We start from the raw sequence: 24,179 nt of genomic DNA on the forward strand, positions 1-24,179 counted from the left end.
CATATACTACCCTAAACGAAAAAGGATTCTACAACCTCTGTTGTGGAATCCTTTTTTAATATTGTACTTATGTATTCTTTTGCTCCAATTCATACCAAGCATTGCCGATGAGAGCAAATTCATCTAATGTAAATGTCTCTCCACGACGTGATCCATCAATATTAGCTTTTGCCAAAATAGCTTCAATAGCTTCTTTGCTCAGCCCAGTGGTCTTCATTGTGTTGCTGAACGTCTTACGCCGTTGTGCAAAGCCTGCTTTCACAGCACGGAAGAAATACGCTTCACTATGGACTTTCACAGGTGGTTCACTGCGCAATGGACAACAAATCACGGCACTAGTCACCTCAGGCGCCGGCAAAAACGCTTTAGGTGGCACATCCATGACAATATATGGGTCTGTATAATACTGCACCGCTACTGATAAAGCGCCATACATTTTTGTACCTGGCTTAGCAATCATACGCTCTGCCACTTCTTTTTGCACCATTACCACTAATCGTTCAATAGGTAATTTAGATTCCAGCAAAGACATAATAATTGGTGTCGTAATATAGTATGGTAAGTTCGCTACTACCTTGAACGGTTTATGATCCATTAATTCTGGGATATTGACTTTTAAAACATCCCCATGAATGATGCGTACATTATCGTATGCCTCTAAGGTCGTGTCTAAGACCTCTAACAAACGTCTATCTAGCTCTACAGATGTAACGTTAGCCCCACTTTGTGCCAAACCTTGCGTTAAGGTACCAATCCCAGGACCTACCTCTAACACTGCATCGCCTGCTTCTAATTCCGCAGCCTGCACAATCTTATCCACCACAGTGCGCTTAATCAAAAAATTTTGCCCTAATTTTTTACTCATTTGAATACCAAACCGTTTACATATATAATGTACAACCTCTGGACTTGCAATGACTGATTCTATCATGTATTCTCCTACTGTATTTCTTCTTCTGAAAGTGCCTCAAAAAATGCTTCACGGCTGATACCGTAATGATTTAATCGATACAAAAACTGCTTCCCATTTCCATATCCTATACCCAGCTTAGCACCTATACAAGCCCTCATAGCAGCACTGCTAGAGCCCCCACTTAAATTATGTTGTACTAAATCTTGCATCGTAAACAACTCTGAAGATTCTATAGATTCTATGTGAAGCACTTCTAAGGCCTTACGGATGGATTCAGGACTTGCCTGCTCAATCCCAATATCATTATTGGCATAGGCTTCCTCTCGTGGCACAAAGGCATGCTGTGCCAACGGAAATCGCTTCGTCAAAAAACGACGAATCCGTTCACCTGCATAATCTGGATCCGTCAGAATAATGATCCCTCTCTTTTCATAGGCATCCTTAATCCGGCTGAGCACAGGCTTACGCAAATTAAACCCTTCCGTAGCAATACACTCCACCTCTAAAGCTTGTTGCACCCGTTGAATATCTGATTTTCCCTCAACCACCAAGACCTGTTTTAACATAAGCTCCTCCACAATATAGTATTCTATTATTATACCATACATCGAAACCTATGGCATGCTCTAACAAATCATACTACATCTAACAACAAATCATACATAGCCCAAAATTGCCAAATAACGCTGCTCCGAGACGAACGCAATTAGACGTAGTAGTCTATGGCGTTCACTTTTAAAGTCTAAACATGCAGAAGAGCACGGCATGTTCCTGAACAAACATTACGTAGTGCCGTTTGTGAAGGAATGTGCCGTGCTCTTCTATCAATATAAAGTTAAAAACAAAACGCCATAGATACATAGACTAAGAAGAGAGGATATACACATCTACTGTGCGTCGTCCAAATTGCATGGCAGATCCATAGTCTTCTAACACTACATCAATACGATTCCCAACAATGTCTCCACCTGTATCGGCAGCAATGGCCTCACCATATCCAGGTATATATACTCGTGTTCCTAAAGGAATCACATTAGGATCTACAGCTACTACTCCATGACGAGCACGAATACCTGTGGCAGTAATACCATCTCCACCACCATCTGTTGGCAAGTATGCTGTAGCTTCCATGGTAATGACTTCTCTCACACGATCATAAGAACGTGAGACTTCTACTTCTCGAGTACCTACTTGAACCACTTTTGGTTGCATTGGAGTAATCGTTTTACGTTGTAATTCTTTTGTGTCTATCACATCGCCTTGCTTATAGTGAATTTCTTCTTCCACTTCATCAAGTCCTACTGTACCTTCTTGTAAAACTTTTTCTTCACCTTTTGGTAAAGTATCTACTCGTTCATATTGTACCACTACTGGCACTTCTACTGTTCGTGTTTCTATCTTCGTAGTTTGGAATCCATGATTCCACATAAAGCCTGAGACTGTAACAAAGACTACTAGTAACAGTGTGAGCATAAGCACTGCTTTTTGCTTTTTCTGTATTAATTGATTTGTCATCTATTACCTCCATGGTTGGCATTCTACCATAGATGGATATATAAAGTCAAACATACGCTCCAAAAACGCCTATTAAAGCCATTTTTTAGTATATTATTTATTTAAAAATGAATTCTCTCTTCATTTTTAGTCCACTGTATAAAGACATTTTATTTTGATTAATTCAGCTATTAATTATGCTCAAATATTCTCATTTTGATAATTACTGAATTATCTATAGTTTTAACATATAATAGACTCTTAACTGACACCCATCAGAAAGTATGTGTATAACTATATCCATAAGCATCATATAGCATACAATCTATGATTAGATTGTATATATTGTATTTTTAAAATAGCCCTGTTCTATTGATAATGCAAAATTGATATGATACGCATTTTAGTAATACCCCATTCCTAAAAATCATAATTTGTCCATAGTACATTTAAAAAAATTAGCCATAAATTTCACGAATCGTGTTATTTATAGCTAATTTCATCAATTATATCTTATTTTACTGCTATCATGGACTATTTATTCACTACATTTTCACGCATATAGACATCCTTTGAGTACCTTTCATAATCTTTTAAAACATGGTATATACTTATATCTAATATGCTGCAAAGTATTTCCAGTCCTATGCCTTTACTTAGCATGATCAGTACTGTCAAATTCTAAAATTGGCTCCCACACGCCTAATGCGGCTATACCTTCTGTTGTCTCCATATCCTTAGGATTCAGAAATGAAAGTTGGGCACATACCTTATCTTCTTTAGCAATGACCTTACGATAAGAACCATCAGCTCGCATGACATGGGCTTTTTGATTATCCGCTAAGTAAACTTCTAAAATGTGTTGTAATTCTTTCTGTAAAGCTATATCTTCTACAGGAACCATTAATTCCACTCGATCATTTAAATTCCGTGGCATCCAATCAGCACTAGAAATATAATAAGGACTCTCGCTATGATTCTTAAAATATAAAATACGATGATGTTCTAAGAATCGCCCCACAATGGATCGCACAGTAATATTGTCACTAACCCCCTCAATCCCCGGTCTAAGGGTACATATACCACGAACGATGAGATCAATCTTGACCCCTTTACAAGAAGCTTCGTATAACTTAGCAATGATTTCTTTATCTAGTAAAGAGTTCATCTTTGCAATGATATGCCCGCCCTTACCTTGTTCTACGGCACGTATTTCTCCCTCAATCAAATCCATTAAAGACGATCGCAAAGTCAATGGAGCTACAATAAGATGCTGCCACTGCTGTGATTCCGCATATCCAGAGATGGTATTAAAGAATAGGGAACTATCATCTGCATAGGACTCACGACAGGTCAATAAGCCACAGTCTGTATAATATTTAGCAGTCTTCCCATTATAATTGCCTGTAGCAAAATGCATATATCGGCGTAGTACATCGCCTTCTTTACGGACCACCATAGTAATTTTAGAATGCGTCTTAAGCCCTCTTAAGCCATAAATAACATGACAGCCAGCTTTTTCTAAACGCCGTGCCATAATAATATTATTTTCTTCATCAAAGCGAGCTTTAACTTCCATCAACACGGTAACTTGTTTGCCTAGCTCTGCTGCTTTCACCAACGCTGCTACGATGGGAGAATCCCCACTGACACGATACAAGGTTTGCTTGATAGCCAGTACATCAGGGTCTACAGCTGCTCTAGCCACAAACTCTTCCACCACGGAAAAAGAATCAAATGGATGGTGCAAGAGTCTATCTTTTTCGCGGATATAATCAAAGATAGCTGAATTCCCTCGCTCCGTTACGCAAGGAAGTTCTCGTCGTGTAAAAGCAGGATATCGCAAATGGTCGTAGCCAGGTAAATTACAAAACTCGCCAAAGGAGGCTACGTCTAAGATTCCTTCTGCTATATAAACGGCCTCTTTTTTTGCCTGCAATCCTTGCAAAACAAATTCCAATAACTGTGGATCGTAATGCTCACATACTTCCACACGTACCACTTCACCACGACGACGCCGACGAAGAGATTTTTCAATCTCCCGCAGTAAATCCGTTGCTTCTTCTTCGATGTCTAAATCCGCATCACGTGTGACACGGAAGGTGGTAAAGGAATCGATATGATGACCCACAAAGAAATCTTCACAATAATAGTTGATGACATCTTCTAACATAACGAAGTGACGATGCACATCATTCGGTACTTCAATAATTCGATTCAATACAGAGGGAATTGGCAAAATAGCCATCTTCTCTTGATCTTTATCATGAATAGGGTGAATCTTCACCACCGAGTTTAATGTTTTATTCACCAAGAATGGAAAGGGATGGCTCGCATCCACAGCTAGTGGCGTAACGACGGGAAAGATATGCGTACGAAAATATTGGTATAACCAATGTAATTCACTTTCTTTCAAATCTTTAACTTTGACAAAGCGTAAACCTTCTTTTTGTAATCGTTTTAGAATATCGTGAAAGTACATATATTGCAAGGATACTAATTTTTTTGTAGCCTCACTGATGGCTTTTAATTGTGCTTTGGCATCCATATGGGCGGCATCGTATTTAATAATGTCACTCTGCTCTTGATGGCGCAGTCCAGATACGCGAATCATAAAAAATTCATCTAGGTTAGAGCTGCCAATGGTCAGAAATCGTAGTTTTTCCATGAGTGGATTACTTCTGTCGATAGATTCTTGCAAGACTCGTTGGTTGAATTTCAGCCAAGACAATTCACGATTAAAATAATACTTTGGATTCTCAAAGTCTTTCATAGTATCACTCCTAACGAACTTTCCAATGTATCACTAATTCACGTTTAAATTCTTTCTTACACTGCTTTTTTAATTTTTCGATAGCCATCTCCATCATAGAAATATGGCTTAATTCTTTCACCTCAACATGCATATCTATTTGTTTATCTGTAATATACGTTTGAAAGGAACGTATGGTACGTTCATGACTTTCTTCAAAAGCTTCTGCTAAAGCTAAGGGAAAGGACAACTTTTGTATCATCTCTCGATCTCCTTCTTTTAGTATGGAGAGATACGGAGACTGCTTAATAAATTTACTGTTTGCTCCATGAGAGTAGGATGCAATAAAAGCACTGAGTAATTGTTCTCGATGAGATAATCCATAGAGGTTACTATTAATAATCATATATGCACTATGTCTTGCATGGCTGTAATAGTTGATTTGTTTTCCTAAATCATGGAGCAAAGAAGCTACTTTCAAGATTAATTTTAAGCGCTCTCCCTCAGGCATTAGTTCTTTCCATTGTTTATAAATCTGTTTTGCCAATTTCGCAATATATAAAGAGTGGTCCACATCGTGAGGTGTGAAAGAGCGCAGTACATTCAACGTAGAATGGGTCACAATATCATCTATAACGCCATTTTTATCAAGACATGGTAGCCCATACTTCTCTGCTGAATAGTTGGCTCCATAATACTGAAAGAATAGCCCTTCCCGCAAGCCACAACCGCTGACAATCATAGACGATGCCCTTGTATACTCCATCAATTCCATAATAATGGCCATACCTGCTACGATGATATCAGCCCGTTCTGCAGATAACCCAGAAATCTTTTTCCGTTCCTCCCACGGTGTTTCTTTCACCCGATGAAACAAAGCCTCCATACCCGCTTTTTTTACCTTGTAATTGTGCAATTTAGGGATGGGGTAATTTTTCTCCCGTTGGTCCATTTTGGCAATATTTCGGGCTGTCCCTCCAATTCCAATAAGAGGTAATTTGGCATGTTTCAACCAACTTTCACGATGCAATACCTCTTGGATATGACGCACCATAGCTTCATATTCTACGCTAGTAAACTCATGGCCCGCTTTAAATTGTCCGGTCATTACAAGAGCCCCCATAGGAAGGCTAACAGATTTTTTCAATTGTCGATTTTCAATTAAGCTAATTTCAATACTAGCTCCACCAAGGTCAAACACAATAAAATCATCTAATCCTAAGGTATTGACAACACCTAAAAATCCTAAGTATGCCTCTTCCTCTCCACTAATGGCACGTAAAGGAATCCCCGTTTCTGCATATACACGACGAATAAAACTATGACCATTAGTAGCCAATCGCACAGCCGCTGTAGCAATACCTTGAATCTCTGTAACTCCCATAGCCTTTGCCATATGCGACAAGGCTTTCAATGTTTTAATGGCCCGTTCCATAGCAGGTTTTGTCAACATTTGATGAGTCCACATACCCTCACTGAGGCGAATGGACTCCTTCTGTTGATATACCAAGCGATAACTGCCTGAATCTGTAATTTCTGAAATGACAAACCGTACTGAGTTTGATCCTAAATCTATTAATGCTACTCGTTTCATAGGTCTCCTATGTACACAGAAAGGCACTTTCCGTATATGCTACTGTGAAAGTGCCTTTCTCATTCTATATTACTCAATACCAAAACAACGCTTACCATTCTCTAAGGCAATAGCAGCTAGTTCTTCTACATCCATACCACGCAATTGTGCAATTTCTTGAGCCACAAATTGTGTTTTAGATGGATCATTGCGACGCCCTCTAAATGGAGGTGGCGTCAAATAGGGGGAATCTGTTTCGATGAGCAAACGGTCCAATGGAATGTGCTTCGCTACTTCTTTTAGATTCGTAGATTTAGGGAATACTACAGGTCCGGCAAAGGAAATATAATAGCCCATTTTAATAAATTCTTTTGCCATTTCTAAACTGGTAGAAAAACAATGGAAGACCCCATAATTGCCTTTCCCATGTTCTATTAGCATATCTCGAATAGCCCCGTGCGCATCACGATCATGGATAATAATCGGTAAATCCACTTCTCTCGCAATGGCTAATTGGCGTTTGAAAGACTCTGCTTGCACATCTCTATCGGAAAAATCATAGTAATAGTCTAAACCGATTTCGCCAATGGCTTTTACTTTAGGATGGGACGCCATTTGTTTAAACCATGCATAGTCTTCTTCTGTGGCATCTTTAGATTCATGTGGATGCACACCTACCGCTGCATAGACACGGTCATACTGTTCAGCCAAAGCAATGGCAGACTCTGCTGTTTGACGATCCACAGCAGGGCACATAATATACTCTACGCCTTGGTCAAAACAGTCTTGAATCATCTGTTCCCGATCATTATCAAATCGTTCATCATTGATATGCGCATGTGTATCAAACAATCGCATTATCTCACCACACTTCCTGGAGTTAAGGATTCAATATTCGTTACTTCTAATTGATCCTCTTCATTAGAAGCGGATAAAATCATACCTTCTGACATATGGCCCATGATTTTTTTCGGCGCTAAGTTTGCCAAATAAATCACTTTTTTACCAATTAAGTCTTCTGGTTTGTAGAATTGAGAGATACCACTCACTACGGTGCGTGTTTCAATACCTAAATCTAAGGTAAACAACAACAATTTTTTAGATTTTTTTACAGCTTCGCAAGTCAATACTTTCGCTACCCGTAAATCTAATTTTGCAAAATCATCATATTCGATGGCCTCTTTAATCGGTGGAATATTGCTAGTATCTACCACTTCCTCAGTGGATTCTTCTGCAGTTCCTGGAACTACTTCTACCATTTCAGGAATTTCAAAACGTGGGTAGATTGGATCTCCTTTTACTACTTTTGTACCTGTTGGAAGTGCACCAAATGTGCGCACATCATCTAGCATAGCTTGTGCAAACCCTTGTAAACCAAGTTGTTCCCAAATTTTAGGAGCCCCTGTTGGAATCACTGGATCCACTAAGACAGCGATAATACGCAAGGATTCTGCCAAATGATACATCACAGCTTCTAAGCGCTCTGCATCGCCTTCGTTAGCCCCTTTTGCGAGTACCCAAGGCATCGTTTCATCAATATATTTATTCGTACGACCAATGAAAGCCCACACAGCTTTAAAGGCTTTGTTGTACTGCATATCTTCCATCAATTGTTCGTAGTCTTTTACTGTTTGCTCAGCTAAAGCAATTAAATCCTTGTCAACATCTTCTGTTGGCGCATGTTTTGTAATAATACCACCATGATATTTTTCAATCATCGCTACGGTACGATTCAACAAGTTGCCTAGGTCATTGGACAAGTCTGCATTGATTTTCGTAATAAAGTTAGGCAAGCTAAAATTACCGTCATTGCCCAAATGCACTTCATTCACCAAGAAATAGCGCAACGCATCAGAACCGTAAGTATCAATCAATGGAATTGGGTCGATCACATTGCCTAAGGATTTACTCATTTTTGTACCATCTACTACAAGCCAGCCATGACCATATACTTTTTTCGGCAATGGCAAGCCAAGACTCATGAGCATAATCGGCCAAATGATCGTATGGAAACGAACGATTTCTTTCCCTACTAGGTGCAAGTCTGCAGGCCAGTACGTTTCAAATAAATCACTGTTTTCATCCAATGGGTTTAAAGCAGAAATATAGTTAATCAACGCATCAAACCATACGTACATAACATGTTTTTCATCAAATGGTACTGGAATGCCCCAGTTAAAGCTAGTACGAGATACTGCCAAATCTTCTAGGCCTTGTTTCACGAATTGAATCATCTCATTACGACGAGATTCTGGTTGAATAAAATCAGGATTCTCTTCTATAAATTTGAACCATTGATCAGCGTATTTATTCATGCGGAAGAAATAACTCTCTTCTTGTACTACTTCTAATGGACGACCGCAATCAGGACATGTTTTTTCTGGACCTAATTTAGATTCTGGCCAGAATGTTTCGCATGGTACGCAGTATAAACCTTCGTATGAAGATTTGTAAATATCTCCATTATCGAATGCTTTTTGGAATAAATGTTGGCAATATTTGATATGTCTTTCATCGGTAGTTCTAATAAAATCATCATGAGAAATATTCAATTTTTCCCACAAATGTTTAAATCCATCAACAATTTGCGTCGTGTACTCTAAAGGAGTAATGCCCATCGATTCCGCCATACGTTGGATTTTTTGTCCATGCTCATCGGATCCCGTTAAGAAACGCACATCATAGCCAGCTCTGCGTTTGAAACGAGCAATTGTATCAGCAATGGACGTACAGTATGTATGCCCAATATGTAATTTCGCACTTGGATAATAAATTGGTGTCGTAATATAATACGGCTTCTTAGTCATCTGTTCTCTCCTTACTATACCATTCAATTTCATTATATATATCGCGTCGTGAAAGACCACGTTCTTTTGCAATTTGACGGGCTGCCTCTTTTTTTGGCACCCCTTCTTCGATTAAGGCTAAGGCTGCCTCTAGTGGGGAAAGCACGACTTTCTCCACCTTCGTTTCATCTGTCACAGTCTCCTTGCCACCCACCAAGAGGACAAACTCCCCTTTTTCTACGATTTGGCTGAAATCATTTCGTAACGCTAGCAAGGTAGTTCGTGTGAAAGTTTCAAACTTTTTCGTCAGTTCACGACCTACTGTGATAGGACGATTCCCCAGCCCTTCATATAAGTTTTGGATAGTTTCTTCTATACGATGGGGAGCTTCATAGAAAATCAGCGTTCCTTCGTAGGTAGCAATCCGTGATAACACCTCTTTTACATTCTGCTTTCGTTTCGGCAGAAACCCTATGAAGTGAAATTCCTTCGTGTTTTGCCCCGATGCGATAAGCCCCGTTAAACCTGCATTCGCACCTGGTAAAGGAACAATGGGTATCCCCACATCGATAGCCTCTTTCACCAAATCTTCACCCGGATCAGAAATAGCAGGCATCCCCGCATCACTGACTAAACCGATGGATTGACCATCCAATAAACGCTGGATGAGGTCAGCCCCCTTCTCCGCTTTATTGTGTTCATGATAGGAAATCATAGGCTTAGCAATATTAAAATGTTGTAATAATACCCCTGTATGACGCGTATCTTCCGCTGCTACCACATCTACTTCTTGTAATGTACGCACAGCCCGATAGGTCATATCTTCTAAGTTCCCAATGGGTGTGGGAATTAAAAATAATGTCCCTTTATGACTACTCATAATATGCTTGTACCTCATCTGAATAGGAACCATCCACTTCGTAAATATACAAAGGTGGTTCCACCATCATGCCTAGTTTTCCACCATATTTTAATTCTAATAATACTAACTTGCTCACTTTATCTTGGTTACCATGAACAAAGCGCATTCGTTTTACCCTAAATTGAGTCTGTTCTATAGCACTCAGTAAGGATTCTAACCGTGGGGTTGTATAAATCATCCACAGTGTGCCGCCAAATTTTAAATACCGTTGAGCTTGTAACAATCTATCTTTCATAGAGTGTTGTTGTTCATGTAAGGCTAATGCTATACTTTCTTCTTGTGATAGAAGTCCACTATTCGATTCAAAATAGGGCGGATTCATGTAGATACCATCAAACTGACCATAATACGGTTTGCCAGCATCGGTCATGTAATCTAGGTCCTCCATAGATACAGCATCTGCAATATCATTATGAATAACACTTTTCTGAGCTAACTCAATCACAGAGGAATTACAATCTACCCCCATTACATGACGAGCTCCACGATGATACAATACATGAGGAATCACTCCTGTACCTGTACCTAATTCTAAATAGTTCTTATTGGGTTTTGCCTCTCCAAAATGAGCGAGCAAAATAGCATCAATAGAAAACTTAAACTCTTTTTCGTCTTGAAACAACTGAAACCCACTTAGTAATAATTCTGTGATTGTAATATTACTCTTCATCCGGCAATGCCACTTCCGACCAATGTAAGTCGATAGTTCGTCCCGCTTCTAATTGTACTTTTACTGTCTTTTTCATAGTATTGATTTTTAAAACTTTTCCTAACCCTTCATCGGTGACTACTTCTTTACCGATACCAGGTGGCTCTGCTACAGGAGCTGGTTGTTTTACTTTTTGCGAATACAAGTCTCCTCCTTTTAGGTAGGAGTCATTTTCATAGTTCAAACAACACATCAAGCGACCACAAATGCCAGAAATTTTTGTTGGATTTAAGCTCAAATTTTGATCTTTCGCCATACGAATAGATACAGACGCAAAATCGCCTAAGAAATTAGCACAACATAATGGACGTCCACAAGCGCCAATTCCATTTAATACTTTCGCTTCATCGCGCACACCAACCTGTCGCAATTCAATGCGCGTACGGAATACATTGGCCAAATCTTTTACTAATTCTCGGAAGTCAATTCGACCTTCTGCAGTAAAGAAAAATACAATTTTATTCATATCAAATGTGTATTCCACATTGATTAATTTCATAGGCAATCCACGATAAGCGATTTTTTCTAGTCCAATCTCAAAAGCTTTTTCTTCTCGCTCTCTATTTTTCTCCACTTGTTTAAAATCTTTTGGCGTGGCTTTACGCGTCACTTCTTTCAGCGGTTGCACCACGCTATCTTTCGATACTTTCCGTGGCCCAATTACGACTTCCCCAAATTCCAAACCACGAGAGGTTTCTACTATGACACCATCTCCTGTCGTAAGGGTTACAAACCCTGGGCTAAAGTAGTAGATTTTGCCAGCTTTTTTAAAGCGTACTCCTACTATAGTAACCACTATATATCCTCCTTCACAGCCTCCCTTAAGGCTAATATAACTCCATCTATAACAAGGCCTAAGCGCACATTAAGGCGCAACGCCTGTTCTGCTTCTAATGTAATGGGCACAATTCGTTGCAAAGATTTTGATGACCATCGTGGTAAAATCATTTGCATGCGGAATTGATATTCACTTAATATCATCTTTTCACTCTCTGTACCATATCGCAAGGCTAACATATCTCTTGCTAACACACGTAACCAGCTCAATATATCGAGTACCACTTCTTTTGAAAGCCCCTCAAAGGATAGAGCTAAGGTAGTAAAGAAATGACTTCTTTCTACTACGCATTCTAGTACTTCCATAGCCTTTTCTAAACTTTCAATACCACCAGCCTGCGCCCACTGACGAGCTAATGTTGGATTTCCACGAGCACTTCGCACAGCCCGTCGAATATCTCCTGTATACCCTTCTTTAGTTAAGGCTTGCACCAATTCCTCTTCTGGCACTGGTTGCATACCAATGAGCATACATCGTGACACGATGGTGGGTAGTACATTGTCAATATTGGTAGTGACAATGATAAAATGCATATTTCGTGGTGGTTCTTCAATCGTTTTTAACATCGCATTCGCTAAGACAGTATTGGCTGTCTGAAAGCCTTCTACGATAACCACCCGCGGTGTATCACTAGATACATTGATATACTTTTCTAATAAGGTATACCATTGTTCCACACTGAGCTGTGTTTTCATAGGGCGAATCCAAAAGGCTTGACCTTGATCAATATAGATTGGCAATCCTTTATCTTTGACTGCGCTCTCACTTTCACCAGACTCAATGCGTTGTTGCTCTATAGTGGATAAAAAAGTTCGTCCTTCATCAGGAGAAAAAATCTGACGTCCTACTAATAGGGACCCAATGGCGATGGCCATGGATGTCGACTCTAAACCTGTTTCTCCGTAGAGCAGTAAGCTATGTGGCAAAGCAGAATCTCGGATTAATGTAGTAATTTGTTCTTTCACTTGATGTTGACCAAGTACAGTTTCAAAAAATGACATACATCCTCCTTTACCTCATAAGACTACCCTTTATTATAGCATGTTATGGCAATAAATACACGAATAAAAGAAGAAACACCTCATGGTTTCAGCAAAATATTTGCACTCCATGTGGTGTTTCTATCATATCCTTTTTTTGAACGTGTGTCGTACCATAACAGACTATCCATGATTATACTATTCACACTAGTGAATAGGTACGACACATTTTATTAGCTAGGGACTAGCCTTTACATATATATTGTTTTGCAATACTATACACTTCCTCATGAATGTCATCAATAGTGCGTAACTGATTGCTTTCATTCTCGCAGTGCACACGGTGCCAATCATAGGTATTCACCAACATATCATAAGCATCATGAGCCGCCGTCAAATGAGAGGCATCCTTTTCATGTATATCACCCGTATTGCCACCTGTTTTGCCTGTGCGTTCTGCTAACAGGGATTTTGACAAAGACAAAGGCATATCCAATAAGATAACCGCATCTGGTCTTGGCAACCCATATAAATCGTACTCTAATTGGTCAAGCCATTGTAAAAACGTATTTCGTTCTTTTTTATCAGTGTACTTTATCATTTGATGCACCATATTCGATGTAGTATACCGATCGGCAATAATGATGCCACCTTCTTCGTAAAAGCGTTGCCAATCTTGGCGATAGGACGCAAATCGGTCTATGGCATAGAGCGTACTAGCCACATAGGCATTCACTGAGTTCGCCTCTTTTCCAAAGTCTCCTCGCAAGTACATTTTAATTGGTTCTGCTGCTGGACTATCGTAATTAGGAAAACTTACAGACCGTACTGGGTATCCTTCTGCTTTTAGTCGTTCCAATAATTTTGCCGTCTGCGTGGCCTTACCACTGCCATCGCCGCCTTCAATAATAATTAATTGTCCCATATGTATCTCCTTATGATATCGCAATTCTTCTCGTATACTCTATCAATCAATACCGTACCTCTATCTCTCTATCTTTACACACGAGGATTGTCTGCAACTGGCGATCCCTAGCACCATTCGGCACATACCCATCACATTGTTTCTGTTTCATATATGCCAATACTTCTTCCGTTATAGTCTCACCTACACCTAGACAAGGAATTCCCGGTGGATAATACGTTATAGTTTCCCCACTAATTCGCCCTAGGGCTTGTGGTAAAGGGATTTCTTCCATCTCTGTATAAAATGCTTGCCGCGGTGAAAGTACCACGATTGGTGTAGGTAATGTTTCTACTGTACTTGCATAAGAATCAATAGAGTTAGTAATACTCTCAATCCTATGTCTATATAGATTCGAAATATCTTGCACTGCATCTATGACCTGTTGTATAGATGTATCCGTATCACCTATGGTAATCAATAACAAGACATGGTAGGCTTTCATGAGTTCCACTTCAATATGACGGGCTCGCAACTCTCGTTCTAACTCTTGTGCTGTCAGTCCAAGATTCTTTGCATCGATAATAATCTTAGTTTCATCTAAACTGAAAGCACCTTCTATATCCTCAACACTAGGAGAAGCAATGCCAGGAATCTCATTCAGAGCCCTTCGCAAAGTACAAGCTAACTCCAATGTATCTTTCATGAGAGATTGTCCCTCTGTAACCCATTGATGGCGCGCCATATCCAAAGATGCTAAGAAAATATAATTCGGACTAGTGCTCATCAAGATTTGTTGTAATCGTTGAATACGGTCTACATCAATACGAGACCCTTGGCCATGGAGCATCGAGGTCTGTGTTAAGGAGCCTAATAACTTATGTGTACTTTGAGCGACTAAGTCTGCTCCACTCGCTAAAGCTGGCACTGGCATTCCTAAAGATGATACAAGATGTGGTCCATGAGCTTCATCCACTAACACTAGCATATGTCTTTCATGAGCTACCTCTGCAATTCGTTTTATATCTATACCCACGCCATAATAATTAGGATGTACTAGCAATATAGCCTTTGCCTCTGGGTGTGCATCCATCGTAGCGATGGCCTCCTCCGCTGTGACCCCTACTGGTATGCCCCAGCGCGGATGAAAGCGCCCTTTCATATAGATAGGTTTAGCTCCACTTAATACTAAGCTGTTATGAACAGAACAGTGAGCCTCTCTAGGAATGATGATGGATTCTCCTTCTTTCACTGCACTCATAATCATCATTTGAATCGCACCAGATGTTCCATTAATAGAAAACCATGTATGATCGGCTCCAAAGGCCTGTGCTGCCAGTTGTTGTGCTTCTAGCAATTCACGCTCTGGCTCATGATAATCATCGATAGCATACATTAGGCCTAAATCATAGGGTAAGGCCTTTCCCATCCACTCTGTGAGTAATGCAGGAGCTCCCTTACCAATCTTGTGACCAGGCGTATGAAAAGGCACCATATGTTGTTTTTTATATTGTTCTAAAGACTCCACAAAAGGAAGTCGATTTTGATTTAACCTTTGTTTCATATATTTACTGTTGATTCTTTTACAAAATTATTAAATTTATAGATCTACATACTCTATTTAGTATTCTACCTTACTCTGTACATCGATTCAAGGTATTCTATCACCATCTAATTGTAGATTTCCACCATATTACATATGGATATTATACACTGCATGATTATAAAGTTTATATGTAATATACTTTATATATACTATCTTCTAGCTTTTTAAGAAACAAAAAACTGTTACAATTTGTAATTTCTTACAAACTGTAACAGTTTTTGATTATTTACTATATTCCGCAACGTATTGGGAACCTGCTTGCACATAGTGTTCCATTGTATTTGCCACTTGGTGTAAATCTTGACTAGTCAAAGCATTGATGTCTTGACCGCCCGTTGCACTATTGATAATTTGTGAAATTTCGTAACCACTATATCCTAGCACAGACAAGCGGTTGGATAAACTTTTAATTAAGCTCATTGCTAACCTCCATTTGTGTAGTAATTATTTGAATTCATTTCCAAAATTGGATCCTTCCGTGGTCGGGTTTAACCACCATAGCTAATAGTCCGTCATAAGAATGTTTACAATAAGCATCCATTTGCATACATATCTTAACTAGCATCAGCCTATATTGCTATGTTAGGTAATATTATAACGATTTTTTTCGATATTGTCAAGCTTATTCTATAGAATAAAATATATTAAAAAAATCGACCCCCAAAAGGGGCCGATTTTCCATACTAACTTGTAATCAAAAGCGTTTACGCTAATTAAAACCGATAGTATTGAACATACAATTATTTTCTACTTTTAGATGCCAATGTAGCCAACATTGCTTCTTCAGTACGACGTCGTACTGCGTCCACTAATGGTTTAACTTCTAAAAATTCAGCATCAGTCAAACGAAATGTACGTCCTTTACGTTCAAATAAGGATTTTTTGCGACCTGCACCAGCCCGCTTGCCGCCCCAATTATTACCTTTCATGATAATGCCTCCCTCACAATAAGTAAAAATAAAGACGATTCACATTAAATACTAATTATACTGCTCTAGATTTAGTATATACTTTTATTTTCATAATTTCAAGATGAAAAAACATATATAGTGAATTTATTTGATTGAATTCCTTCATCAATTCAAAAGTCATGCAAGGATTAATCAAAATCACTTTCATATACACAGTATATGCAAAAGAAAAGCCAAAATAGAGCAAGTGCTCTATTTTGGTTGTTTCTGATTTTTTTAACGAGGCCGTCCTTTTTTAGGATTATATAGATTCATTCCTTTATCGATACCTACTTCTACACAACCAAGAACAGCTTTCATCATAGCCTTAACACCCTTCTTTACTGTATCCTGTTGTTCTTCTGGGAATCGTGATAATACATGATCTACCACGGTCCACTCCGGCAAAGGTCGACCAATACCAAAACGAAAATGTGGAAAACCATCCGTTCCTAAATGACTAATCATAGACTTGATCCCATTGTGTCCACCTGCACTTCCATTTGGTCGAATTCTAAGCTTCCCAACTGGTAAGTCCATATCATCATATATGACATAAACATCCTCAGGTGTAAGCTTATAATATCGCATTAAAGGACCTACAGACTCACCACTAAGGTTCATAAATGTTTGCGGTTTTACCAACAATACTTTTTCGCCCGCTATCGTGCATGAACAGAGTTCCGCTTTATAATCTTCTCTCCATGGTGTATGACTCACGCCATCAGCAATAGCATCCACTACCATGAATCCGATATTATGACGAGTTCCCTCATAGTCCCTACCTGGATTTCCAAGTCCAACTATTAACTTCATCTTATTTATCAAACAAAGAGCTTACAGACTCTTCTCGGAAAATACGTAAAATCGCATCTCCCAATAAAGGAGCTACGGACAGTACTGTAATATTAGGTAATCGACGTTCTTCTGGAATATCAATTGTATTTGTTACAATTAACTCTTTAATGTTGGAGTTAGCAATACGTTCGCAAGCTGGATCTGTTAATACTGCATGTGTCACACAAGCGGTTACAGATTTAGCGCCAAATTCTTGTAATGCTTTCGCCCCTTCTACAAGCGATCCTGCTGTATCTACAATATCGTCAATAATGATACAGTTTTTACCTTGTACATCACCAATTAAGTTCATTACTTTCGCAACACCTGGTTGTGGACGTTTTTTCTCGATAATTGCAATTGGTGCACCAATACGGTCCGCTAAATCGCGGGCACGCGTTACACCACCAAGGTCTGGAGATACAACGATGACATCTTCCATTTTCTTTTCATTAATATAGTTTGCAATAATGGAAGCCCCCATTAAATGGTCTACTGGCACATCAAAGAACCCTTGAATTTGACCTGCATGAAGATCTACAGTTACAAGGCGAGTAACACCAGCAGTTTGTAATAAGTCTGCCATTAATTTTGCTGTAATTGGTTCTCTACCACGAGTTTTTCTATCTTGGCGAGCATATCCATAATATGGTACAACGGCTGTGATATGACGCGCGGATGCACGTTTCAAAGCATCTGCCATGATGAACAACTCCACTACATTATCATTCACAGGATAGCTAGTTGGTTGTACGATAAATACGTCTTTACCACGTACACTTTCATCAATCATGACTTGTACTTCACCATTATTGAAGCGACCTACAAAGGCTTCTCCTATTGGAAGGTCCAAATAATCACAAATTTCTTTGGCTAATGCCGGATTTGCATTACCTGTAAAAATTTTGAGTCGTTTACCATCTTCTAGTGTCATGTCATTACTCCTCTAAAACAATTGACTTACAATTTGATGCACAAAGGCTCTATGTATATTGTACTTCATTTTCTCAATTTTGTGTAAACTATTTTATCATTTTTTTTACACATTGTTATTTCTTGAAAGTATCATCTGTTACCCAGTTCTCTTTGACCACTTGGCGAGCCCGTCCGAATGCTAATCCACGGTTTGGCACATTCTTCGTTATAGTGGAACCTGCAGCCACATAACTTTCACTACCAATCGTTACAGGCGCTACTAAATTAGAGTTACAACCCACAAATACGCCATCCTCAATGATAGTTCGATGTTTCTTTTTACCATCGTAGTTCACCGTGATAGTTCCGCAACCAATATTCACCTTCGATCCTACATCACTATCACCGATGTAAGATAAGTGAGGAAGTTTGGTACCTACCCCTACCACGCTATTTTTAACTTCTACAAAGTTACCAATTTTCACTTTGTCAGACAACACTGTATCTGGACGCAAATGAACAAATGGACCAATCACCGTATCGTTCTTGATTTCGCAATCATGTGCATAGGAATCATGGATATGGTTATTATCTCCTACTGTTACGTTGGACAAGCGTGTATTTGGCCCCAATATATTATTCGTTCCTACCACCGTATTGCCTTCTAGCGTTGTATTCGGATAAATAATGGTATCTGGTCCAACCACCACTTCTGGAGCAATATATGTACTATGAGGGTCCACTAGAGTCACGCCAGCTTCCATGAGCGCTAAGTTGGTGCGATTGCGCAAAATTAACTCTGCTTGTGCCAACTGCAAACGGCTGTTTACCCCTAAGGACTCATCACTATCCATAGTCATATATGCACTTACCGTTTTGCCAGCTCGTACAAGGATGCTCACCACGTCTGTAATGTATAGCTCACCTTGTGCATTGTCATCTGAAAGTTGCTCTAAACAAGGCCATAATTCTTTAGAGTCAAAAATGTACATGCCTGTGTTTACTTCGTGCACTTTTAATTCATCTAGTTTGCCATCTTTTTCTTCTACGATGCGTTCTACAGACTTAGCATCATTACGAATGATACGGCCATACCCATATGGGTTGTCCATGTAGGCTGTTAATACTGTGGCTGCCGCCCCTGTTTCTTTGTGGTGCGCCAACAATTGTTCCAATGTTTCTTGCGTTACCAATGGTGTATCACCGCACAACAACAAGATGAGACCATCATGGTTGCCCAATACAGATTCTGCTTGTTGTACCGCATGACCTGTGCCTTTTTGCTCTAATTGTGTGACGTATTCCGCACGGTCACCTAAGTAGGCTTTCACATCATCGCCACCAAAACCGACGATAACCACATTGCGCTTCGCCCCTATAGATTGAGCCGCTTCTAATACACGTTCCACCATAGCTTTACCAGCTACTTTGTGCAATACTTTCGGAAGTTTAGATTTCATGCGCGTTCCTTTACCGGCCGCTAAAATCAAACCAACTAATTCACTCATATGCATCCACCTTTATTGTTGACATAGTAATAATCATATATAAATTAGCATACCATATTGCGGGAGATTTTTCGACACTAAATATAACTTTATTTTCAGTACACTCTATAAGTTCCTGTCATAGTTTTATGGATTCTATACCAAATTTTCTTCAATTTTGTTTATTTTATGTCATGAAGTACATATTTTTCATAACAATAATAGTTTTATGTCATGGACTCCAAATTCTTAATCAAAATAATGATTTTATGTCATGGGATGCAAACTTTTACTACCGTTTCTACCACAACATGTGTTTTATACCCATATCATCGATGATATAAATCTATATACTTTCATACTGTGCACACTCAAATTTCAATACAACTACCATACATGCAATAAAGGAAAGCCTACTTTTAGGCTTTCCTTCGTAACTTTCACTAGCACATTCTACTAGTGTCTATTCTTTTATTAGCATTGAAATATTTGTTTATACTTTATCAGCAGCCGCATAGATTTTTTGTACCCCTCTATTAGATAAGTAGCAAGAGAACATACAAAGGACTACACCCACTAGCAATGTGTAGAAACCCATGTCCCAGCCCCAATGGTCTACAACGAAACCAAAGAGTGTTGTTCCTAAGGAACTACCCACAAGGTAACTCATAAAACCACGCAAGCCCACGGCAGATCCTAAGGCAAAGGTTGGAATGACTTCCATTGCCTGTACTGGAATCATAGATTGTGGAATGTAAATCAAGCAGCCTGTAATACAAGCAAATACAGTGGCCCACAAAATACTATCAGAGTTCATATACCCAATCACACAAGCAAAGATTACCACTAAGCAATAGATTGGTAATTGCATAATGCGACCTTTGAAGTATTTATCTACTAAGTAGCCTGCCAAGATAGTAGATGGAATAGCAGCCCATTCAAACAACATGTACGCTACACTCATCTCTGTTTTCGTAAAACCTTTTACTTTCAGTAAGTATAAAGGAATCCAAGTAATCATGCCAAAGCGTACCATGTATACGAATACGTCGATTAATACCAAATACCAAGAGTTTGGATTTTTAAATACAAAGTTGTAGAATACTTGGAATGCATTCATATTCTCTGGTTTGTCCGCTGCCATTTTAGCAGATTTTTGTCCTGCCGCTTCCTCTTGGAATACTTCCTCTACAGTTGGCAATCCTTCTTCGGTTGGTCGCTTACGAACAAAATACAAGACTAATAAGACACAAATAGCGGCCAAGATAGCTGGTACTGCAAATGTACCGATTCGCCAATGCTCTGTTCCTAAATAGCCAATCGCTACACCCACGATAGGTGCTACAATGCCTCCGCCTAAATTGTGGGACATATTCCAAATCGTACTAGCACGACCCCGCTGAGATCTAGGAAACCAATAGCCTACCGTAATAATTGAAGGTCCAACACCCATCCCTTGGAATAAACCTAATAAAATAACGAGTCCGATAAATAAGGAATAATGTGTGGTGAATCCCATCAATACATTTAAGATGACGCATAAAGTCAAACCGATAGCCATAAAATACTTCGGATTTGCTTTATCTGCCAACACAGACATGAATCCTTTGCTAAGTCCATATGTAATCAATAGACAGCTAGATAATAAGCCTAATTGCGTTTTACTTAAATCTAGCTCACCAGATAAATACGGCAACGCTAAATTGAAATTACTACGCACTAAGTAATAGGCTGCATATCCAATCCATACACCAATCAAAGAATTCATTTGCAAGCGTAAAAAACGACTTTTTACCTCTTGACTAACAACTTCCATACTAACGCCTCCTTTACATTGTATGTCATGGCATAGTATATACCTTTTTCAATTGATAGGCTAGTAGTTTATTTCTAAAAGAGCCTCACCTTTTCTTACGAAAACCTATATACCTTTCTGTTAGGAACACAAAACGCCATACAATTCTAACTACACGTAGTCAGAAGCATATGGCGCTATGTACATCATTTATGGTAACGCATAAACGTATCTATTTAATTTTATAATGCAAACCGATAGGTTCTCGTTGCATAGGCTCGAACTGGTCGTCCGTTTCTAGTGGCTGGTACGAAAGTCCACTGATATGCTACTTGCATAACGGCTCTTTCAAATTCAGGTTGTCCGCTACCGCCGATAATATCTACGGAGCTAACCGATCCATCTTTTTCTACCACTAATTGAACAACTACAGTGCCTGTTTTACCTTGGCGGAGCATTTTAGGAGGGTACGGTGCTTCTACATCATTGACCAGAGATAAACTACCAGCATCGATAATCACTCCATCATCGTTGCCGTCTCCTCCGTTACCATCTCCAGTACCTTTGCCGTCGCCGTCGCCATCTCCGTTACCATCACCATTTCCATCGCTAGGTCCCGTACCTTCTCCACCGCCTCCAGAATTTCCTGGAAGTGCTGATGGTGGTGCGACAATAGCTACACTCTTAGGTGGTTCCGCTTTCACTTGTTCTAAAACCGCTTCTGCATCGGCTAAATTCGTAATCGGTGGTGGAATTTCACGTTTTTCAGTATGGGGTGCTGTAATCGCTGGTCCTGCACTCGGTTGCCCTGCACTACCTTTGTCCTCATGGACCAACTGCACCTCTACAATTTCATCCGATTCTGGTGTCAGTGTTTGGATATGCCCCAATACGCCTAGAAGTACTACAAGACCTATATTTGTCAGTCCGGATATCACTGCGGGTATACGCCATCGTCTATCCATAGTACCTCCTTATTTACTATCTGTCGCAATGGATACTTTAACAATACCCATTTGTTTCAATGTGTCTAAGACAGTAACAAATGCGCCATATTCAGCTTTCGCATCACCACGCAAGATAACGACCATATCATCGCCCTTCGCTTTTTCAGCTTGCAAGTAACGAATCATTTGGTCAAGCGTCACCGGTTGTGCTTCCACATAGATTTGCCCGTTACTTGTTACAGTAATTGGAATTTTACGTTGCAAGTCCACTTTCGATGCCACCGCTTGTGGTAATTGAATTGGCACAGATTTTTGTACGACCATTGTCAACATACTCATCATGAAAAATACCAATAAAAAGAAGATGATATCAATCATTGGAATAATCATGAGTTTCGGTTTAGACGTAGTCCGTAAGGATCTAAGCCGCATGGTTGTCACCTGCCAATTCCGCCATATACATAGCACTTGCATCTTCGATTTGGCTAATCAAAATATCTTGTTGTTGCACTAAGTATGTATGTAAAATTAAAGCAATAATTGCAACGATCAAGCCTGTGGCTGTAGCAATCAAGGCTTCCCCTACGCCGCCAGTGATGGCAAATGGTTGTCCTTCAGAAATGGATAATACACTGAAAGACCCAATCATACCTGTTACTGTACCCAACAAACCCAACAAAGGAGCCATTGTTACGATAGATTCAATATAGTTCAAATATTGACGTAACTTAGCAGATTCACTAATGGCTGCTGCTTCCAACAATTTTTCTTGTTGTTCTTTATTATTGCCACCACGAGCTGCTTCTGCAATGACATGTGTTGCCATCCCTTTGCTTGTTTCTTTTAAGGCTTGTAAGCCCTTCCAATTGCTTTGTTGTACTAGTGGAATAATCTTTTCACGCAATGCATTTACATCATCTAACATAGAGCGATAGAAACGCAACCGTTCTACGAAAATAATCACCGCAATAAAAGAACAGAGTAACAATGGATACATTACATATCCACCCTTAATAAATAATTCAAATAATTCCATGTGATACCTCCTTATACATAAATACTTATTTCACTGTTTCCGTAAAAATAATATGAATAGAATCTTCTGTCGGACCTTCTACGATGCGACTATGTACACCATATAGATTTTGAATAAACTCTGGTGTCAACAACTCTTTTGGCGTCCCTGTGCCAACCACTCGTCCTTTTTCCAAGGCTACTAAACGATGACAGAATTGGGATGCCAAGTTTAAATCATGAACAGCCATCAATACAGTTACCCCAGCATCACGAACGATTTCCAACATTTCCAATTGGTACTTGATATCCAAATGATTCGTTGGTTCATCCAAAATCAAACATGGGCTTTCTTGTGTTAAGGCTCTGGCCAAAATCACACGCTGTTGCTCTCCCCCTGAAAGGCTCAAGAAATTCCGTGTTTCCATATGGTCCATCCCCACCTGTGCTAAGGCTTGTCTAGCTATAGTATAGTCTTCTGGATATACCTCCAAAAGTTTCGTACACCCATACGAATTGATATATATGTATTGCTTTCAATACATAAAAACATACTGATTGTAATTATACTTCATCGCATCTTCATTTTACAATATTTTTTTCAAATATAACTATATTTCATAGTTAAGTCATTCTATATTATCTAAATTTATTATTTTTATGCTACCTTTAGCTTTTCATTATACATAATATTTTCCTATAGAATATGTATGCAATCTATGGTACTATGATAATTGAATACACTAAAGGAGGTATC

General features: G+C 39.3%; 23 protein-coding genes. All 23 read right to left on the bottom strand.

What is annotated here, in order from left to right; all coding sequences use genetic code 11:
* Window positions 1–67: 67 nt before the first annotated feature.
* Window positions 68–931, bottom strand: a complete 864-nt coding sequence (rsmA, locus tag EO113_RS02720) for a 16S rRNA (adenine(1518)-N(6)/adenine(1519)-N(6))-dimethyltransferase RsmA (protein WP_127135493.1) — start codon at window positions 929–931, stop codon at window positions 68–70.
* Between the two features lie 8 nt (window positions 932–939).
* On the bottom strand, window positions 940–1,479 hold the full coding sequence (gene rnmV / locus EO113_RS02725) for a ribonuclease M5 (RefSeq protein ID WP_127135494.1): 540 nt from the start codon (window positions 1,477–1,479) through the stop codon (window positions 940–942).
* Window positions 1,480–1,777: 298 nt separating this feature from the next.
* On the bottom strand, window positions 1,778–2,428 hold the full coding sequence (locus EO113_RS02730) for a G5 and 3D domain-containing protein (protein WP_009372246.1): 651 nt from the start codon (window positions 2,426–2,428) through the stop codon (window positions 1,778–1,780).
* Between the two features lie 631 nt (window positions 2,429–3,059).
* Complete coding sequence (ppk1, locus tag EO113_RS02735; protein ID WP_127135495.1) at window positions 3,060–5,180, bottom strand: polyphosphate kinase 1; 2,121 nt, start codon at window positions 5,178–5,180, stop codon at window positions 3,060–3,062.
* A gap of 10 nt (window positions 5,181–5,190) precedes the next feature.
* Window positions 5,191–6,753, bottom strand: coding sequence for a Ppx/GppA phosphatase family protein (locus tag EO113_RS02740; protein WP_127135496.1), 1,563 nt, complete (start codon window positions 6,751–6,753; stop codon window positions 5,191–5,193).
* A 69-nt stretch (window positions 6,754–6,822) separates the two neighbouring features.
* On the bottom strand, window positions 6,823–7,590 hold the full coding sequence (locus EO113_RS02745) for a TatD family hydrolase (RefSeq protein ID WP_062403237.1): 768 nt from the start codon (window positions 7,588–7,590) through the stop codon (window positions 6,823–6,825).
* Complete coding sequence (metG, locus tag EO113_RS02750) at window positions 7,590–9,539, bottom strand: methionine--tRNA ligase (protein WP_062403240.1); 1,950 nt, start codon at window positions 9,537–9,539, stop codon at window positions 7,590–7,592. The genes EO113_RS02745 and metG overlap by 1 nt, the downstream gene beginning before the upstream one ends.
* On the bottom strand, window positions 9,532–10,398 hold the full coding sequence (gene rsmI, locus EO113_RS02755) for a 16S rRNA (cytidine(1402)-2'-O)-methyltransferase (RefSeq protein WP_127135497.1): 867 nt from the start codon (window positions 10,396–10,398) through the stop codon (window positions 9,532–9,534). The genes metG and rsmI overlap by 8 nt, the downstream gene beginning before the upstream one ends.
* Window positions 10,391–11,110: a tRNA1(Val) (adenine(37)-N6)-methyltransferase gene (locus tag EO113_RS02760; RefSeq protein ID WP_127135498.1), complete on the bottom strand. Its 720-nt coding sequence runs from the start codon at window positions 11,108–11,110 to the stop codon at window positions 10,391–10,393. Before EO113_RS02760 ends, rsmI begins: the two co-directional genes overlap by 8 nt.
* Window positions 11,100–11,945, bottom strand: a complete 846-nt coding sequence (locus EO113_RS02765; protein WP_009372216.1) for a stage 0 sporulation family protein — start codon at window positions 11,943–11,945, stop codon at window positions 11,100–11,102. The genes EO113_RS02760 and EO113_RS02765 overlap by 11 nt, the downstream gene beginning before the upstream one ends.
* Window positions 11,945–12,988 carry a hypothetical protein gene (locus EO113_RS02770; protein WP_127135499.1) on the bottom strand — a complete coding sequence of 348 codons (1,044 nt, stop codon included), beginning with the start codon at window positions 12,986–12,988 and terminating at the stop codon, window positions 11,945–11,947. Before EO113_RS02770 ends, EO113_RS02765 begins: the two co-directional genes overlap by 1 nt.
* Window positions 12,989–13,211: 223 nt before the next feature.
* The gene (locus EO113_RS02775; RefSeq protein ID WP_127135500.1) at window positions 13,212–13,892 is read right to left on the bottom strand and encodes a thymidylate kinase; all 681 of its coding nucleotides are present in this window, start codon (window positions 13,890–13,892) and stop codon (window positions 13,212–13,214) included.
* A 46-nt stretch (window positions 13,893–13,938) separates the two neighbouring features.
* Complete coding sequence (locus EO113_RS02780; RefSeq protein ID WP_126941108.1) at window positions 13,939–15,435, bottom strand: aminotransferase class I/II-fold pyridoxal phosphate-dependent enzyme; 1,497 nt, start codon at window positions 15,433–15,435, stop codon at window positions 13,939–13,941.
* A gap of 264 nt (window positions 15,436–15,699) precedes the next feature.
* On the bottom strand, window positions 15,700–15,897 hold the full coding sequence (locus EO113_RS02785) for a hypothetical protein (protein WP_009372177.1): 198 nt from the start codon (window positions 15,895–15,897) through the stop codon (window positions 15,700–15,702).
* 320 nt (window positions 15,898–16,217) lie between these two features.
* The gene (locus tag EO113_RS02790; protein ID WP_009372189.1) at window positions 16,218–16,406 is read right to left on the bottom strand and encodes a hypothetical protein; all 189 of its coding nucleotides are present in this window, start codon (window positions 16,404–16,406) and stop codon (window positions 16,218–16,220) included.
* A gap of 258 nt (window positions 16,407–16,664) precedes the next feature.
* Window positions 16,665–17,243 (bottom strand): aminoacyl-tRNA hydrolase, encoded by a 579-nt coding sequence (pth, locus tag EO113_RS02795; protein ID WP_127135501.1) that lies wholly within the window; start codon window positions 17,241–17,243, stop codon window positions 16,665–16,667.
* A gap of 1 nt (window position 17,244) precedes the next feature.
* Window positions 17,245–18,198 (bottom strand): ribose-phosphate pyrophosphokinase, encoded by a 954-nt coding sequence (locus EO113_RS02800; protein WP_009372162.1) that lies wholly within the window; start codon window positions 18,196–18,198, stop codon window positions 17,245–17,247.
* Between the two features lie 115 nt (window positions 18,199–18,313).
* Window positions 18,314–19,687, bottom strand: coding sequence for a bifunctional UDP-N-acetylglucosamine diphosphorylase/glucosamine-1-phosphate N-acetyltransferase GlmU (gene glmU / locus EO113_RS02805; protein WP_009372196.1), 1,374 nt, complete (start codon window positions 19,685–19,687; stop codon window positions 18,314–18,316).
* 472 nt (window positions 19,688–20,159) lie between these two features.
* The gene (locus tag EO113_RS02810) at window positions 20,160–21,482 is read right to left on the bottom strand and encodes an MFS transporter (protein WP_062403265.1); all 1,323 of its coding nucleotides are present in this window, start codon (window positions 21,480–21,482) and stop codon (window positions 20,160–20,162) included.
* Between the two features lie 221 nt (window positions 21,483–21,703).
* Window positions 21,704–22,426, bottom strand: a complete 723-nt coding sequence (locus EO113_RS02815; protein ID WP_127135502.1) for an energy transducer TonB — start codon at window positions 22,424–22,426, stop codon at window positions 21,704–21,706.
* A 9-nt stretch (window positions 22,427–22,435) separates the two neighbouring features.
* Entirely contained in the window at window positions 22,436–22,840 is a 405-nt protein-coding gene (locus EO113_RS02820) for a biopolymer transporter ExbD (protein WP_062403271.1), read from the bottom strand.
* Complete coding sequence (locus EO113_RS02825; protein ID WP_062403273.1) at window positions 22,830–23,444, bottom strand: MotA/TolQ/ExbB proton channel family protein; 615 nt, start codon at window positions 23,442–23,444, stop codon at window positions 22,830–22,832. The genes EO113_RS02820 and EO113_RS02825 overlap by 11 nt, the downstream gene beginning before the upstream one ends.
* Before the next feature lie 25 nt (window positions 23,445–23,469).
* Window positions 23,470–23,916, bottom strand: a complete 447-nt coding sequence (locus EO113_RS02830; protein WP_240633651.1) for an ABC transporter ATP-binding protein — start codon at window positions 23,914–23,916, stop codon at window positions 23,470–23,472.
* Window positions 23,917–24,179 lie beyond the last annotated feature (263 nt).

Source organism: Veillonella sp. 3913 (assembly GCF_003992235.1).
Taxonomy (GTDB): Bacteria; Bacillota; Negativicutes; order Veillonellales; family Veillonellaceae; genus F0422.